Here is a 16,081-nt window from a genome sequence, read left to right as displayed (position 1 = left end):
TCAGTTACCAGCGCGTCTGACCCAGCGATCGGGTCGTACGCGCTAGTGGCTGCGAGGGGTGAGGTCGTGGACGGTCATGACCTCGACGGTCCCCCCGCCGGACGCCACCGCGGCGAGGCCGCGCGAGCCGGGCGGCGGGAAGACGAGCGCGGTGACGGACGTCGCGCCGCCGGCGGCGAAGACCTCGACCGAGGAGGTGTCGACGACGACGTCCACGGTCGTCGTCAGCAGGCCGTCGGGGCCGGGGCGGACGCCGGGCAGCGGGGCGGTGATCCGGGCCGGGAAGCCGGGGTGGACGGCGGCCGTGCCGGAGCGCGTGCGGTCGACGACGAGGTACGGGGCGCCGTCCTCGGGGTGCTCGACGAGCACCCGGGTGCGCTCGGTGCCGGTCTGCGCGACGAGGACGTCGACCCCGGCCGTGCCGCCGGGCGGGACGCGGACCTCGATCCGCACGCGGGCGGCGTCCGGCAGCACGTCCGGCAGCGGGGACGACGGCACGACCTCCTGCCCGGCCGGCAGCACCGGACGCTGAACGAGCACGAGCCGGCCGTCGACCTCCTGCAGCGCAAGGGATCTCGCGAGGGTCGCGGCACCGCGCCAGGGCGACGTCGGGGTCCGGTCGGCGTAGAGCCAGTTGCTCATCCAGCCGATCCAGACCGGCGGGTCGCCGTCGGGCAGGCCGCTGAACGTCGAGGCGGCGTAGAGGTCGGGGCCGTGGTCGGCCCACGAGAACGGGCCGAAGGCGTTGCCGGGCAACGGGTCCGGGGTGAACGTCCGGCCGTCGAAGCGGCCGACGGCGTACGCCTGGCCGGAGCCGCCCGCCGGGCCGCCGGGGTTGACCGAGAGGAGCAGCACCCACTCCGAGCGCCCGGGCTCGTCGAGGACGGGCAGCCGGACGAGGTCCGGGACCTCCCAGTAGAACGGCTCCCCCGGGGCGACGGACGACGGCACGTCGTACGGACCCACGGTGCCGGTGCGCTCCCAGTCGATGAGGTCCTCGGACCGCCAGACCTCGACGACGCGCTCGGCCGCGAGGACGAGGACCATGACCCAGACGTCGTCCCGGCCGCCGGACGTGCTGTGCCGGAACACCTTCGGGTCCCGCCACTGGGTCGAGCCGATGTCGAGCACGGGGTTCTTCGGGTGCCGCTCCCAGGTCGTGCCGCCGTCCGCCGACGTCGCGAGCGCCTGCGACTGGACCTGCGTCGTCGGGTCGACGGACGTGTAGACCGCAACGAGCCGGTCGCCGTCCCGCACGGCGCAGCCGGAGAACACGTGCTCCGCCGGCGTCGCCGGGATCGCCACCGGCTCCTCGGCCCAGTGCACGAGGTCCGGGCTCGTCGCATGCCCCCACGACATCGGGCCCCAGACGACGCCGTCCGGGTGGTGCTGGAAGAACAGGTGGTACCGCCCGCCGTCGAGGATCAGCCCGTTCGGGTCGTTCATCCAGGCCCGCCGCGGCGTCGCGTGGATCCGCGGCCGCCACCACGGCGTCGGGCGTCGCGGGTCCGGCCGGTCGTGCTGGTCGTGCCGGTCGTTCTGGTCGTGCTGCTGGTCATCCTCCCCCGAGGGACCCGTCGTCACAGCCGCCGGTCTGCGAGCACGGGGAACCGCTCGCGCCACGCGGCGACGTCGGCGACGTCGATGTCGATGACGAGGACCTCCTCGCCGGTCCCGGCCTGCGCGAGCACCTCGCCGGTCGCGGAGACGACCTGGCTGTGGCCGCCCATCGGGTAGCCGCCGTGCTCGCCGCCGGTGTTGCACTGGACGACGACGAACTGGTTCTCGATCGCGCGTGCCCGGCCCAGCAGCGTCCACGCCTCGACCCTCGGCAGCGGCCAGGCGGCGGGCACGAGGACGACCTGCGCCCCCGCGTCGAGCAGCCGCCGGAACATCTCGGGGAACCGCAGGTCGTAGCAGGTCGCGAGCCCGACGACGGTGCCGTCGGCGAGCGGGAACGTGACGATGTCCTCGCCCGCCTCGAGCAGGGTCGGCTCGCCCTCGCCGAAGCCGAAGCGGTGGATCTTGCGGTACGTCGCGACGACGTCACCGTCCGGGCCGACGACGACCGAGGTGTTCCACAGGCCGCGCCCGGTCTCGCCGCGGGCCTCCGGCGCCGCGTCGTCCGGCACCGTCTCGACGATGCTGCCCGCGTGGACGACGGCACCGATCTCCTTGGCCGCCGCGGCGATCGCGGCGACCGTCGGGCCGTCGACGGTCTCCTTCGCGTCGGCCCACCTGCGGTAGGAGAACCCGGTCGGGGCCCACAGCTCGGGCAGCAGGACGAGATCGGCGCCCCGCTGGGCGCGGACGAGGTCGGCGACCCGGGCGACCCGGGCGGCGACGGGCTCGTCGTCGCCGTAGGCGACCTGGACGACGTGGACGCGCATCCGGTCAGGGTAGGCGACGCCGCCCCTTGGCCGCATAGAGCTTGGCGTCCGCCGTCGCGAGCAGGATCCGCGGCTCCCACGGGCCGATCGCGGTCGCGATGCCGCACGACACGGTCGGGCCGCCGCCCGCGGCGAGGGTGGCGAGGGTGTCCTCGACGAGCCGCTCCATCTGCGCGGGCGACCACTCCGGCACGACGACGCAGAACTCGTCGCCGCCGAGCCGCCCGACGAGCGCGCCCGGCGCGCCCGAGACGTGCGCGGAGAGCACGTCGGCGAGCCGCATGAGCGCCTGGTCGCCGACGGCGTGGCCCTCGGTGTCGTTGATCTGCTTGAGCAGGTCGACGTCGAGCAGCGCGATGGACACCGACCGGCCGGCGGCGGCGAGCTCGCCGAGGGCGTCGTCGAGCGCCCGCCGGTTGCCGACGTGGGTGAGCGGGTCCTCGAAGGCGAGCCGGGCCGCCCGGTCGAGGTTCTCGGCCTGGACGACGACCGTCCCCATGAGGGTGGCCACGGCGGTGAGCAGCTCGATGTCCCCGACCCCGAAGGCGGGCTCGCCGACCTCCGTCGTCAGCCAGAGCTGCCCCCAGACCCGGCCCTCGAGGTAGATCGGGACGGCCGCCGAGGAGTACTTGTGCAGCGAGCGCAGCAGGGCGATCGCGGCCGGGTCGGCGTGCGGGTCGTCGACGGTGTGGATGTACGGCAGCCGGCCGAGCATCGTGTGCCGGATCTGGTCGTACTCGGCGAGCGCGTACGTCTCGGACTCGGGGAAGACCTCCTCCCCGGGGCCGAGGACGCCGACGTTGACGAGGGTGCGGATCTGGGAGTTCTCCCGCTCCCAGCGCTCCAGGGACGCGGACGCCGCGCCGACGATCCGCCGCACCTCCTCGAGCGCGACCCGCAGGAGCTCGCGGATGTCCCGGGAGCCGGCGAGGACCCGGGTGATACCGACGAGCGACCGGAGCCGCTCCTCCATGCCCCGGCGGCCGAGCCGGCGGCGGTCGAGGTCGTCGAGCAGGTCGACGAGGGGCACGATGTCCGGCGGGTCGAGCGACAGCGCCGTGAGCAGCGGGACGACGCTGTCGCCACCGCCACCGCACTCGTGCTCCGCCGCCGCGTAACGGGCGGCGACGACCCGCAGACCGGCCGCGAGCGCGTCCGGCGGCAGGTCGGGCTCGATGTGGAGCGCCTGCGCGACGGCCTCGACGGCGTGCAGCAGCAGGTGCATCTCGGTGTCGTCCCGCACGGCGTCGTGCGCGTCGGCGCTGCACCGGTGACCGGGCCGCGGCCCGTCGTGGGCCCCCGGTCCGACGGCCGGCAGGCGCACGCCGGCGAGCCGGCGCAGCACCGCGGCCGACGCGAAGGCGGGCGGGAGGACGCCGTCGACGGCGATCCGGTGCAGGTCGTGCACGAGCGCGAGCCGGCCGATGGTCCGGACGGCGCCCTCGGACAGCCCGGCGACCCGGCCGGCCTGGGTCGCGACGGCGTGGACGGCGGCCCGCGCGCGGTCCTCGGGGCCGGCGAGGAGGCGGGTGGCGGCGAGCACGCCCGCGTCGAGCGCCGGGTCCCAGCCGTCGTCGTCGTGGCCCGGCCGGCTCCCGGACGGCGGCGGTGCGGTGGCCGCGACGCCGGCGGCGACGGCCTCGGGCGAGGCTCCGGGACCGGCGAAGAGGTAGCCCTGCACCTGCGCGCAGCCGAGCCGGAGCAGGACGTCGGCCTGGTCGGCGGTCTCGACGCCCTCGGCGATGACCGACAGGCCGAGGGTGTCGGCGAGGTCGACGACGACCCGGACGATCGCCCGGTCGGTGCCCGGGCGGACGACCCCCGCGACGAAGCTGCGGTCGAGCTTGAGCACCTGGACGGGCAGCCGGCGCAGGTTGTCGAGCGTCGCGAAGCCGATGCCGAAGTCGTCGAGCGCGATCCGCACCCCGAGCGCGGCGAGCTGCTCGAGCAGCGGCCGGACCCGGCCGGACGTCGCCACCGACTCGGTGATCTCCAGGACCAGGGCGGAGCCGGGCAGGTCGTTGTCGGCGAGCACCGCCCGGACGACGTCCAGGAAGCCCGGCTCCTCGAGCTGGGGCGAGGCGACGTTGACGCTCACGGTGGCGGTGGCGACGGGCGAGGTCCCGGCGCGCCACCGGGCCGCGGCCGCGGCGGCCTTGCGCAGGACGTCGAGCCCGAGAGGGACGACGAGACCGGTCCGCTCGGCCTCCGGGATGAAGCGCGAGGGCTGGACCAGCCGACCGTCGGGCAGCCGGATCCGGGCGAGGGCCTCGAACCCGACGACGTGCCGGGAGGGCAGGACGACCACCGGCTGGTAGTGCACCTCGAGGAGGTCGCGGTCCAGGGCCGCGCGGATCGCCCGGGCGCCGATCGGGCCGTCGTCCGGCAGGTCGGCCAGCGGGTCGGACGGCGGGTCGGCCGGCGGCCCGGGCGTGCGCGCGGGCGCCACGGGCAGTCGCGGCTGCCCCTGCGCTCCGACCGTCATGCCGCTCCCTCGTCCGTCACCGCCGTCGGCCTGTCCTGTCGGCACCGACGGAGCCGTCCTGACCGGTCACGTTCGCGGCATTCTCACGCATGTCGCCCGGCGGTCGCGAAGTCGACCGTGATCCACACTCTTGATTGGCGCATGCAAGTAGTTGGGTGCTACAACTAACTGGTGTCCACCGAGCAGCACGCCGACGCGGTCAGCGCCCTCGCGCACGAGATGGTCCGGCACGTCCGGCTGCTCCACGTCGTGAAGACGAGCCTGTCCGCCGCCACCCCGAACGGCCTCGAGGGCGCCGAGATCGCCCTGCTCATGCAGCTCGTGAAGTGCTGTCCGCGCCGGCAGGGCGAGCTCGCCGAGCTCGCGATGCTCGACCCGTCCACGGTGAGCCGCTACGTCGGGCAGCTCGCCCGGCGCGGCCTCGTCGAGCGCCGCCCGGACCCGGCCGACGGGCGGGCCGTCCAGCTCGTCGCCACCGAGCGGGGCCACGACACCGCGCACGCGATGATCGAGCGCCGCAACGCCGCGCTGCGGCAGATCCTCGCCGGCTGGAGCGAGAGCGACCTGCGCACGTTCACCGCGATGTTCACCCGGCTCAACGACGACGTCGACGCCGGCCGGGCCTCCTTCACGCCGGACGCCGCGCCGTCCCCCGACGCTCCCGCCGGCGACCCCTCCCTCGACGCGCACGCCTCCGACACCGGACCGACCGGTGTCAGCCTCAAGGAGATCTGAATGTCCACCGCAGAAACCGCTCGGTCAGGAGTCACGGCAGCGGCTCCGCCGGAGGGCGGGATCACGCAGCTGACGCACCGTCAGATCATGGTGATCCTCGCCGGCCTGATGTCCGGCATGTTCCTCGCCGCCCTCGACCAGACCATCGTGTCGACGGCCATCCGGACGATCGCCGACGACCTCAACGGTCTGAGCCTGCAGGCCTGGGCGACGACCGCCTACCTCATCACCTCCACGATCGCGACGCCGCTCTACGGCAAGCTCTCCGACATCTACGGCCGGCGGCCGTTCTTCCTCGCGGCGATCGGCATCTTCATCGCCGGGTCGCTGCTCTCCGGCTTCGCCCAGTCGATGTACCAGCTCGCGATCTTCCGGGCGTTCCAGGGCATCGGCGCCGGCGGCCTGTTCTCGCTCGCGCTGGCGATCATCGGCGACATGGTGCCGCCGCGGGAGCGCGCGAAGTACCAGGGCTACTTCCTCGCGGTGTTCGGCACCTCGAGCGTGCTCGGCCCGGTCGTCGGCGGCTTCTTCGCCGGGCAGACGACCATCCTCGGCATCACCGGCTGGCGCTGGGTCTTCCTCGTCAACGTCCCGGTCGGCATCGTCTCGCTGCTGCTCGTCGCGCGGACGCTGCACCTGCCGCACCAGCGCAGCGACCACCGCATCGACTACCCGGGCGCCGTCGCGCTCATCGTCGGGGTCGTCCCGCTGCTCCTCGTCGCCGAGCAGGGCCGCGAGTGGGGCTGGACGTCCGGCCGCTCGATCACCTGCTACGTGCTCGGCGCCATCGGCATCGTCGCGTTCATCGCCGCCGAGCGGGCCTACGGCAAGGAGGCGCTGCTGCCGCTGCACCTGTTCCGCGGCAAGACCTTCGGCGTCGGGTCGCTGCTCAACTTCATCGTCGGCATGGGGATGTTCGGCGGCCTCGCCGCGCTCCCGCTCTACATGCAGATCGTCAAGGGCAAGTCGCCGACGGAGGCGGGCCTGCTCCTCATCCCGCTCATGATCGGCATCATGGGCGGCTCGGTCCTCTCGGGCCAGTTCATCGCCCGGACCGGCCGCTACAAGATCTTCCCGATCATGGGCATGACCCTGCTCGTCATCGGGCTCGGTCTCATGAGCCGGATCGACGCCGACACCTCGATCGCCGTCGTCGACACCTACGCGCTGATCTTCGGCCTCGGGCTCGGCTTCAACATGCAGACGCTCGTGCTCGCGATCCAGAACGCCGTCCCGCCGCAGGACATGGGCGTGGCGACGTCGTCCGCGACGTTCTTCCGGCAGATGGGCGGCACCCTCGGGACCGCGGTGTTCCTCTCGGTGCTCTTCAACTCGGTGCCGGACCGGATCACCACGGCCTTCCGGGAGATCGCCCCGACGGCCGACTTCCAGGCCGCGCTCAAGGACCCGGCCGTGCTCGCCGACCCGGCGAACAAGGTCGTCCTCGACCTGCTGAAGAACCCGGCCGCCGCCGCGAGCGGCGCCGGCGCGACGAACGACTCGTCGTTCATCAACGCCATGGACCCGCGGCTGGCCCGCCCGTTCGTCGTCGGGTTCGCCGACTCGATCTCGACGGTCTTCCTGCTCGCGACGATCGTGCTCGCCGTCGCGTTCGTCGTCGTGTGGTTCCTCCCGGAGGAGAAGCTGCGCACGCAGTCCGGCATCCAGGCCCGTCAGTCGCAGGAGGCCGCTGCCGCGGCCGCGATGGGCGACGGGGCCGCCGGGCAGGCGCAGGCGGTCGAGGACGTCGAGGCGGCGCGCGAGGCGAACGGCACCGCGAACGGCACCGCGAACGGCAGCGTCCGCACCGGCAAGGACGGCGACCCGGGCGTCACGCCCGAGCCCGTCGGCGAGCGCGGCTGACCTCGCAGCACCCGCTCGACCGCAGCGGCCCGCTCCGTGCACGACGCACGGGGCGGGCCGCTGCGTCGTCCGTCAGCCGGCGGCCGGCCCGTCGAGGTCCGCGATCCGGGCGAGCGACGGCCGGCGCCGGGTCTGCTCGTCGCGGGCCACCGCCTCGGCGTCCCGCAGCACCCGCAGCGCGTTACGGCCCGCGAGCGCGCGCAGGTCCTCGTCGCTCCAGCCCCGCCGGGACAGCTCCGCGAACAGGTCCGGGTAAGTCGAGACGTCGCCGAGACCGTCCGGCAGGTCGGTGATGCCGTCGAAGTCGCCGCCGATCCCGACGTGCGCGACGCCGGCGACGGCCCGCACGTGGTCGATGTGGTCGGCCACCTCGGGCAGGGTCGCCCGCGGGGCGGGGTGCTCGGCGCGCCACTGCCGCAGGCGCGACTCCACGGCAGCGAGGTCGCCGCCCGTGCGCGCGACGAGCTTCTTCCGCTCGGCGTCCTCGGCGAGGTAGACGTCGGCGGCCGGCTGGGAGACGAAGCCCGGCACGAACGTCACCATGCAGACGCCGCCGTTCGCGGCCAGCCGCCCGAGGACGCCGTCGGGCACGTTGCGCGGGTGGTCGCACAGCGCGCGGGCGCTGGAGTGGCTGAAGAGGACGGGCGCCCGGCTGGTCTCGAGGGCGGCGACCATCGTCGTCGGCGCGACGTGCGAGAGGTCGACGAGCATGCCGAGCCGGTTCATCTCCCGGACGACCTCGCGGCCGAACGCCGTGAGCCCGCCGTGCACCGGCTCGTCGGTCGCCGAGTCGGCCCACGCGGTGTTGTGGTTGTGGGTCAGGGTCATGTAGCGGGCGCCGAGCGCGTAGAGCATCCGCAGCGCGCCGAGCGAGGAGCCGATCGACTGGCCGCCCTCGACGCCGGCGAGCGAGGCGACCCGGCCGAGCGAGCGGAGCCGGTCGACGTCCGCGCTGCCGAGCGCGAGCCCGAGCCGGTCCGGGTAGCGGCGCAGGAGCAGGTGGAAGGCGTCGAGCTGCTCGAGGGTCGCGGTGACGGCGGTGTCGCCGGGCAGGTCCGAGGGGACGTAGACCGACCAGAACTGGGCCCCGACCCCACCCTCGCGCAGCCGGGGCAGGTCGGTGTGCAGGCCGCGGACCCGGGCGGCGACGTCCATCCGCGTGAGGTCGTAGCCGACCCGCTCGCGCAGCTGCCACAGCAGGTCGTTGTGACCGTCGACGAGCGGGGCACCCTCGAGCAGGGTCCGCATCGAGTCCGCCAGCGGGTCGGGGACGGCCGCACGCGGCATCTCGCCCGCGGCGTCGGGCGCATCGGGCGGAAGGACCGCGCCGGGTCCTTCGGTCTGGCTCATCGTCGTACTCCCGCGAGTCGTCCCGCAGGGGTGGACGCCCTGCGGAACGCTCACGGTAGCCCGACGCGGCGTGACCGGGCCGTGACGGCGGAACGTGTCACGCGCGGTACGGCAACTGTCATCCCGCGCGGGCGGGCCCGCCGGCCCGCCCGCCCGGTGTCAGCCGTCGCCCAGCCGCACCGCCCGGCGCAGGTCCGCGACCTTCGCGTCCCGCTCGGCGACCGGCGCGAGCCCGAGCCCGCGCTCGACCGTCGCGAGGATCGAGGTCGTGTCGTACACCGTGTGGTCGACGCCGCTGCGGTCGAAGCCGGCGCTGACGAGCAGCGCCGGGATCCGGGTACCCGGGCCGAACGCGTCGCTCACGCCGCGGGTCCGGCTGCCCTGCCCCGGCGGCGGGACGTGGTCCCACTGGCCGCCGAACTCGTCGTACGTGACGACGACGAGGGTGTGCTCCGCCTGCGGACCCGTCGTCACCGCTTTCAGCAGGTCGACGAGGTGGTCGCTGCCGTCCGGCTCGCTCGCGTAGCCGGGGTGCTCGTTCTCGGCCCCGAACGGCTTGACGAAGCTCACGGTCGGGAGGGTCCCGCTCCTCGCCGCCGAGAGGAACTCGGTCTCGTCCCGCAGGTGCGAGCGGTACTTGCCGCCGACGGCGAAGTTCCGGAAGTAGTTCAGCGGCTGGTGGTGGAACTGGAAGAGGAAGTCGGGGGTGCCCGCGGCGGCCTTGTCCCAGCCGCCGGAGTACCAGTTCCAGTCGTGCCCGGCGTCCGAGAGCCGGTCGCCGATGTTCGGGTAGACGGCGTCGTCGACGAGCGGCAGCTTCGCCCCGCCGCCGAAGGGCACGGACGACGGCTGCATCGTGTTCACCGCGTAGTCGCCGCACGCGACGGCCGGGTTGGTCGTCGCGAGCCCGCAGGCCTGGGTGAGCTGCCGGTCCGCGACGGCGGTGGTCGGCGTGTAGAGCGGGTACGTCGCGTTCGGGAAGCCGTCGGCGTCGACGACGGAGTGCAGCCCGGCGTTCGCCCCGCCCGGTCCTGCGCTGGTGTCGACGGGGGCTCTGGCCGCGACGAGGTACTGGTGGTTGAGGAAGGACCCGCCGAACGCCGCCTGGAAGAAGTGGTCGGCCACGACGTAGTGCGGGGCGCCCCGGCCGTGCAGGTACCGGTAGACCGGCAGCTGCTTCGTGTCGTAGGTGCCCATCGTCAGGCCGACGGCGTCGCTGCCCGTGACGTACCGGTCCTGCCGGCCGCCGTCCAGCTGGTACTGCTCCTGGTAGAACCGGTGGACGAGGTCCCGGGTGCAGCCGCCGGGCAGGCCCCGGCCCTTCGGGACGCCGTTCGCCGGCCCGAACGCGTCCTGCGGCGGGCACGTGGTGTCGTCCGGGCCGATGTGGTCGTCGATCGTGAACGGCGCGTTCCAGAAGGCGCTCGTGACGCCGTGCGCCGGGTCGCTGCAGGAGGCCGCGAGCGGGGGCGAGGTGAGGTTGACGTCGTCCTGCGCCAGGCAGGCGTACCGGGTGCCGTCCTGGGCGACCTGCGCCGTCCTCGAGCGGGGCGCCGCGGACAGGCCCTCGACCCGGTCGCGGCCGACCCGGCCCCAGCCCCCGTAGAGGTTGTCGAAGCTGTGGTTCTCCTCGTAGATGACGACGAGGTGGGTGAAGTCGCCGACCACCGTCGGCCCGTCGTGGCCGTGCGACCCCTTCGCGGTCGCGCTCGTCGCGGGGACGAGGGCGACCAGCGTCGCGGCGGCGGTGGACAGAGTCACGAGCAGACGACGTCGTCGCACGCGAACCTCCCGAGTCGTCTGAAACCCCAGCAGACCGCCCAACCGCGACACACCGTACAAGTTGTTGAGCGCAAACGAAATGGTCTCGGTCGAATCGGTGGCAGACGACGACCGGCAGGTCGCTCCGTGGGGAGCGCCTGCCGGTCTGCGGGGTTCGGGGTGCGCGGTTCGGGTGCTGCGGGTCAGGTGCCTGTTTCAGGCGGCCTGACGGTCGGCCGTGCTCAGCGCGCGCCCTCGGCGGCGAGCATGTGGCTGTCGTCGCGGACGGTGGCGCCGCGGCCGACGAGGGCCGGGACGAGCTCGCGGCCGTGGTGACCGCAGAAGACGAGTTCGAGACCGCTGCCGAGGCGGGCACGGACGTAGGCCTGCGCGGAGCAGTCCTTCGCGTCGCACCGGTCGAAGACGGTCAGCGGGTCGAGCTCGCGGGCGGTGCTCGAGGACTCCGTCGGGTCGTCGACGAGGGTCGTGTCGAGCTGGGTGTCGGGGCTCGGAACGGTGTTCACATCCTTCTCAACGGCCGGCGGGGCGAGATTGGTCCCCGATCCGGGAGGCGACCCGGGTCACAGTGCGGCGGCCGGTGCTCACGGCGTCGTCAGGGCGTACGACCAGCGGTACGTGCCGGGGCGCAGCAGGTACGCCGGCAGCGTGTCCGGCCCGCAGGACGCCGTCCCGATGCCGCGGTGGGCGGCGTCGAGGTGGACGACCGTCTCCGGGCACGGCACGAGGTCACTGTGGTGGGTCGCGGCGGCGAGGTCGTGGGCGCGGTGGTGGGTCACGCTCACCTGGCGCGGAGCGTCGAGGTGGACGGCGAGCGCCCGGGTGCCGGCGTAGCCCGCCCCGCCGTCGGACCCGCCGTCGGACCCGCCGCCGGGGCCGCCGTCCGAGAGCGTGAGCCAGCGGACCCCGTTGCGGCCGCCGCTCTCCTGGGGGCGGACGTACGGCGTGAACCAGCCGTCGACGTCCATCCCGAAGCCGCCGATCTCGCCGGCCGCCCGGCGGTCCGGGTAGGTCTCCCAGGGCCCGGCGCCGAACCAGTCGACCCAGTCCAGGCCGGGCACCGTCTCGAGGACCGTGCCGACCCGCGGCAGGTCGTCGAGCGCGGCGGGCACCTCGGCGGTCTCGGTGACGAGCAGACCGCCCGCGGTGCCGGGCAGCGGCGTGATCTCCTGCGTGTGCCGGACGACGGCCCCGGACGCCGTGACGACGTCCGCGACGACCCGGACCGCACCGGCGTCGAGCCGGTCGACCGCGACGACGTGCCGGGTGAGCCGGTCCAGGCCCTGCTCCTCCCAGCGCCCCGCGAACCCGCCGATCCGGTCGTTGTCCGTCGGCGCGCGCCACAGCGCGAGCCGCGGAGCGGACGCGAGCAGCGGGTGCACGAGCAGCGCGTCGTCGTCGAGCACGACGTCGGCCGGGCCGGTCGGCGCACCGGCGGGCCGCGAGGGCGCCCCGGCGGTCGCGGCCCGGGCGGCGAGCGGACGGGCCTCGGCGCGGACGAGGACGTGGCCGTGGCAGACCGGGGTCCCGGCCGGGCCCCAGGCCTCGTCGACGGCGGTGACGACGCGGAGCACGAGCCACGCCTCGCCGTCGCCGCCGGGGCCGGACGGCAGGTCGGCGAGCAGGTCGGCCGGCACGGCGACGGTCGCGCTCGCCCCGGGGGCGAGCGCGGGCAGCGGCGCCGGCGCGGTGCGGGCGACCGCCGGGAGGCGCTGGCCGCCGTCGACGAAGAGCGCCCACTCGGCCGCGAGCCGGGACAGGTCGCGCCAGTGCTGGGCGTTCGTCAGGACGACCTCGCCCCACCGCTCCCCCGGGCGCACCCGGACCGGCGCCGCGAGCTGGCGGTGCTCGAACATCGCGGGCTTGGGCGTCCGGTCGGGGAAGACCATGCCGTCGGTGATGAAGTTGCCGTCGTGCGGGGCCTCGCCGAAGTCGCCGCCGTAGGCCCAGCGGTAGCCGGCCGGTGCGACCCCGGGCCGGCGGTGCTGCAGCCCCGTCCCGTGGAGATCAGCAGAGATCCCTTGCGCGTCGACGACGTCGGGGGCGGCGAGCGCCCGGGCGCCCTGGACGCCGACCGGCGCGCCGCCGGCCGCGGGCTGCAGGATGCCGTGGTCCCACATCTCCCAGACGAACCCGCCCTGCAGGCCCGGGGTCGACTCGATCGCGGCCCAGTACTCGGCGAGCGTGCCGTTGCTGTTGCCCATCGCGTGCGAGTACTCGCACATGATGAGCGGCAGCCGCTGGGTGCCGGACGTCGTGTGCGCGACGATCGCGTCGATCGGCGGGTACATCGGGCACGCGATGTCGGTGGCCGTCTGGTCCCAGCCCCAGTCGAACATGATCGCGCCCTCGTAGTGCAGCGGGCGGCTCGGGTCGGCCGAGCGGACCCAGCCCGCGGCGGCGTCGTGGTTGCTGCCGTAGCCCGCCTCGTTGCCGAGCGACCACAGGATGATGCTCGGGTGGTTGCGGTCCCGGCGGACCATCCGGGAGACCCGGTCGACGAACGCGGCGAGGTAGCGCGGGTCGCCGGCGAGGTGGTGGGCGTACGCGTGGCACTCGATGTCGGCCTCGTCGACGACGAACAGGCCGATCTCGTCGGCGAGGTCGAGGAGCACCGGGTCGTTCGGGTAGTGCGAGGTGCGGACGGCGTTGAACCCGAACCGCTTGAGCGCGAGCAGGTCCTCGCGCGCCGTGCGCGCGCTGATGACCCGGCCGGTGAGCGGGTCGAAGTCGTGCCGGTTCATCCCGCGGAGGAACACCCGGACCCCGTTGACGAGCAGGTCCCGGCCGACGACCTCGACGGTGCGGAAACCCACGCGGTACGAGGCGGTCTCGACGACCGCCCCGGCCGGGTCGTGCAGCGTGACGACGAGGTCGTAGAGCACCGGGACCTCGGCCGACCACGGGACGACGCCCGGCACCTGCGTCTCCATCCGGAGCCGGCCCATCCCGAGCGGGCGGCGGACCGCGAGGACGGCGTCGGCGACGAACCGCTCGCCCTCGTCCATCGGGGCGCCCGACGCCTTCGCGTACACGGTCCGCATGGCGAACGCCGGGTCGATCGGGGAGCGCTCCTCGCGCGGGCCGGAGTCGACGGGCTGCGACGGCGGCACCGAGGAGCCGAGCACCGGGACGTCGACCGGCGGCACCGGGACGACGGGCACGCCCGCCCCGCCGACGTCGGTGCGCGCCGTGAGCCGGGCCTGCACCGACCAGCCCGGCGGGACGCCGTCCGACCCGGAGGTCCGCGAGCCCGACGGCCCCTCGACGTCGACGTCGACCCGGAGCGTGCCGGTACGGGTCGCCGCCGGGCCCGCGCCGGTTGTCTCCCCGGCGGCGAGCGGGGCCAGCCCGGCGGTGACCCGGACGTCCGCGAGGTGCACGGGGGCGGTCGCGTAGAGGAAGACCGGACGGGTGATGCCGCCGTGCCACCACTGGTCCTGGTCCTCGACGAACGTCGCGTCGGACCACTTGACGACGACGCAGCGCAGCACGTGCCGCCCGCCCGGCCGGACGACGTCCGTCACGTCGAACTCGGCGGCGAGGTGGGAGTCCTTGCTGACGCCGATGTCGATGCCGTCGACGCTCACGAGGAGCACCGACTCGGCGGCACCGACGTGCAGGACGACGCGGCGCCCGGCCCACTCCGCGGGGACGTCGACGTCGCGCTCGTAGACGCCCGTCGGGTTCGCGGCCGGCGGGTGCGGCGGCAGGTCCGGCCACGGCATCTGCACGTTGGTGTACCAGGGCAGGTCCGCGACGCCGTGGACGTCGTCGAACGTCTGCATCGTCCAGCAACCGGGGACCTCGGCATGCGTCGCGAGCCCCGCCGGTGCCCCGACGCCGGCGCCACCCGCGGTCCGCTGCGCGACGGCGGCGAGCGCGGCCTCGGGGGTGCCGAAGAGCTCGAACCGCCAGACCCCGTCGAGGCCGAGGCGCGGCACACCGTCCTCGCTGCGGTGGGCGAGCGTGTGCATCGGCGACCGCCCCGCGGCGATCAGCTCAGGGCAGTCCCAGGGGCGCGTCGTCGTCACGGGGCATGCCTATCACCCTTCGCCCCTGCGCCCGCGCCCCGGCGTCGCCCGCGCCTCACTCGCCGAGGCGGCGGACGACGTCGAGGCGGGACCGGACCGTGAGCCAGCCGAGGGCGACGGCGAGCAGCGGGACGGCGGCGACGAGCGCGAGGGTCCGGCCGGCAGGCACGACGACGTGCAGGGACCCGAACGAGTAGTTCCCGGACATGCTGCCGAGCCGGACGAGGACCGCCCCGGCGAGGATCCCCGCCGCACCGCCGACGAGTGCCCCCGGGGCCGCGATCGCCCCGGCCTGACCGGCCCCGATCCGGCGCCGGACCGACGGGTCGGCGCCGACGGCGGCCAGGGTGCCGAGGTCGGGCCGGGCGTCGGCGGCGGCGAGCCCGACGGCGATGAACGTGCCGGCGAGCGCCACGAGGACGGCGAGTGCACCGAGGACGAGGAACACCTCCTCGTCGGCGGACCGCTCGCGGGGTGTCTCGACGGCGTAGGACAGGTCCGGCTGGATCCGGGCCAGCGCGACGTCCAGCCGGGCGAGCTGCAGCGGGGTCGGCGCGGCCGCCGGTCGCACGTAGGCCGTGTCGGGCACCAGGTCGACCCCGAACCGCTCGGCCAGCGCGCGCGGCGCGAGCACGTAGTCCAGCCGCTGCGGGCCGTCGACGAGCAGCGCGGGCACCGGTGTCGTGACGGGGCGGGTGACACCGTCGTCCGACGACACCGTCAGCGGGAGCCGGCCGTCACCGTCGAGGACCTGCGGGTCGAAGACGACGACGCTGCCCGCGGCGAGCGCGGCGCGGACCCGGTCGGCGTCGGGCGCGAGGACCGCGGCGGCGGCCGGGTCCACGAAGACCACCCGGTAGGCGGTCTGCGAGCAGCCCCTGGTCGNCGCGGCGGCCGGGTCCACGAAGACCACCCGGTAGGCGGTCTGCGAGCAGCCCCTGGTCGGCAGGCACACCTCGGGGAGCATGACGTTCACGTACCGGTAGGACTCGGCCTCCGTCGGCGTTCCCGCGCCGTACCCGAAGACGACGTCCCGGACGTCGAGGCTCTCCCGCAGGGCCGCCGCGACCCGGCCCGCCTGGCCCTGCGGCTCGCCGGGGGCCCCGGTGGCGAACTGGACCCAGCCGGTGCCCAGCGCGGCCTGCTGACGGTACGACCGCGCGTCCGCGTCCGCCTGGCTCGCACCGAGGACGAGGACCGCCGAGGCGGCCGCGACCGCGGCCACCGTCGCGGCGAGCGCGGGGACGGTACGGCTGCGCTGCCGGGCCGCGTCGCGCAGGGCGAACCGGGCGCTGACCGGCGCCCAGCGGGCGAACCGGGCGAAGACCGCGACGACCGCGGACGACGCGAGGACGAGACCGACCTCGCCGACCGCGATCCCGACGACCACGGCGGCCTGCCGCCCCTGCCCGCCCGAGGCACCGACGACGGCGAGGAGACGCTCG

General features: G+C 74.9%; 10 protein-coding genes and 1 pseudogene. 2 read left to right on the top strand and 9 right to left on the bottom strand.

Going from position 1 to position 16,081, the window contains the following annotated elements; genetic code table 11:
- Positions 1 to 42: 42 nt before the first annotated feature.
- Genes ECOMGDLI_RS12785 through ECOMGDLI_RS12775 form a run of 3 tightly spaced genes read right to left on the bottom strand, consistent with a single transcriptional unit; the run spans position 43 to position 4,875 of the window.
- A complete protein-coding gene (locus ECOMGDLI_RS12785; RefSeq protein WP_198954808.1) occupies positions 43 to 1,584 on the bottom strand; it encodes a glycoside hydrolase family 32 protein in 1,542 nt (513 codons plus the stop codon).
- On the bottom strand, positions 1,581 to 2,390 hold the full coding sequence (locus tag ECOMGDLI_RS12780; protein ID WP_088317215.1) for a nitrilase-related carbon-nitrogen hydrolase: 810 nt from the start codon (positions 2,388 to 2,390) through the stop codon (positions 1,581 to 1,583). The genes ECOMGDLI_RS12785 and ECOMGDLI_RS12780 overlap by 4 nt, the downstream gene beginning before the upstream one ends.
- A 4-nt stretch (positions 2,391 to 2,394) precedes the next feature.
- A complete protein-coding gene (locus ECOMGDLI_RS12775) occupies positions 2,395 to 4,875 on the bottom strand; it encodes an EAL domain-containing protein (RefSeq protein ID WP_088317214.1) in 2,481 nt (826 codons plus the stop codon).
- Between the two features lie 171 nt (positions 4,876 to 5,046).
- Here ECOMGDLI_RS12775 and ECOMGDLI_RS12770 point away from each other — a divergent pair, with 171 nt between their 5' ends.
- Both ECOMGDLI_RS12770 and ECOMGDLI_RS12765 read left to right on the top strand, forming a co-directional pair.
- Positions 5,047 to 5,610, top strand: coding sequence for a MarR family winged helix-turn-helix transcriptional regulator (locus tag ECOMGDLI_RS12770; RefSeq protein WP_088317213.1), 564 nt, complete (start codon positions 5,047 to 5,049; stop codon positions 5,608 to 5,610).
- Positions 5,611 to 5,697: 87 nt separating this feature from the next.
- On the top strand, positions 5,698 to 7,473 hold the full coding sequence (locus ECOMGDLI_RS12765) for an MDR family MFS transporter (RefSeq protein ID WP_233153435.1): 1,776 nt from the start codon (positions 5,698 to 5,700) through the stop codon (positions 7,471 to 7,473).
- A 72-nt stretch (positions 7,474 to 7,545) separates the two neighbouring features.
- On the opposite strand, the gene ECOMGDLI_RS12760 is transcribed toward ECOMGDLI_RS12765, so the two are convergent.
- The 6 genes and pseudogenes from ECOMGDLI_RS12760 to ECOMGDLI_RS35905 form a co-directional block, all read right to left on the bottom strand.
- Complete coding sequence (locus ECOMGDLI_RS12760) at positions 7,546 to 8,760, bottom strand: dipeptidase (protein WP_369812741.1); 1,215 nt, start codon at positions 8,758 to 8,760, stop codon at positions 7,546 to 7,548.
- Positions 8,761 to 8,982: 222 nt separating this feature from the next.
- Positions 8,983 to 10,584 carry an alkaline phosphatase family protein gene (locus tag ECOMGDLI_RS12755; RefSeq protein WP_198954807.1) on the bottom strand — a complete coding sequence of 534 codons (1,602 nt, stop codon included), beginning with the start codon at positions 10,582 to 10,584 and terminating at the stop codon, positions 8,983 to 8,985.
- Between the two features lie 242 nt (positions 10,585 to 10,826).
- The gene (locus tag ECOMGDLI_RS12750; protein ID WP_233153433.1) at positions 10,827 to 11,108 is read right to left on the bottom strand and encodes a hypothetical protein; all 282 of its coding nucleotides are present in this window, start codon (positions 11,106 to 11,108) and stop codon (positions 10,827 to 10,829) included.
- Between the two features lie 78 nt (positions 11,109 to 11,186).
- Positions 11,187 to 14,636, bottom strand: coding sequence for a glycoside hydrolase family 2 TIM barrel-domain containing protein (locus ECOMGDLI_RS12745; RefSeq protein WP_088317210.1), 3,450 nt, complete (start codon positions 14,634 to 14,636; stop codon positions 11,187 to 11,189).
- A gap of 55 nt (positions 14,637 to 14,691) precedes the next feature.
- Positions 14,692 to 15,084, bottom strand: a complete 393-nt coding sequence (locus ECOMGDLI_RS36795) for an FtsX-like permease family protein (RefSeq protein ID WP_369812740.1) — start codon at positions 15,082 to 15,084, stop codon at positions 14,692 to 14,694.
- A gap of 438 nt (positions 15,085 to 15,522) precedes the next feature.
- Positions 15,523 to 16,081: pseudogene (locus ECOMGDLI_RS35905) on the bottom strand (hypothetical protein); the annotation flags it as partial.

Source organism: Kineosporia sp. R_H_3 (assembly GCF_002198675.1).
Taxonomy (GTDB): Bacteria; Actinomycetota; Actinomycetes; order Actinomycetales; family Kineosporiaceae; genus R-H-3.
The sequence above is the reverse complement of the archived record's forward strand: the minus strand, read 5'-3'. Positions and strand labels throughout refer to the sequence as shown.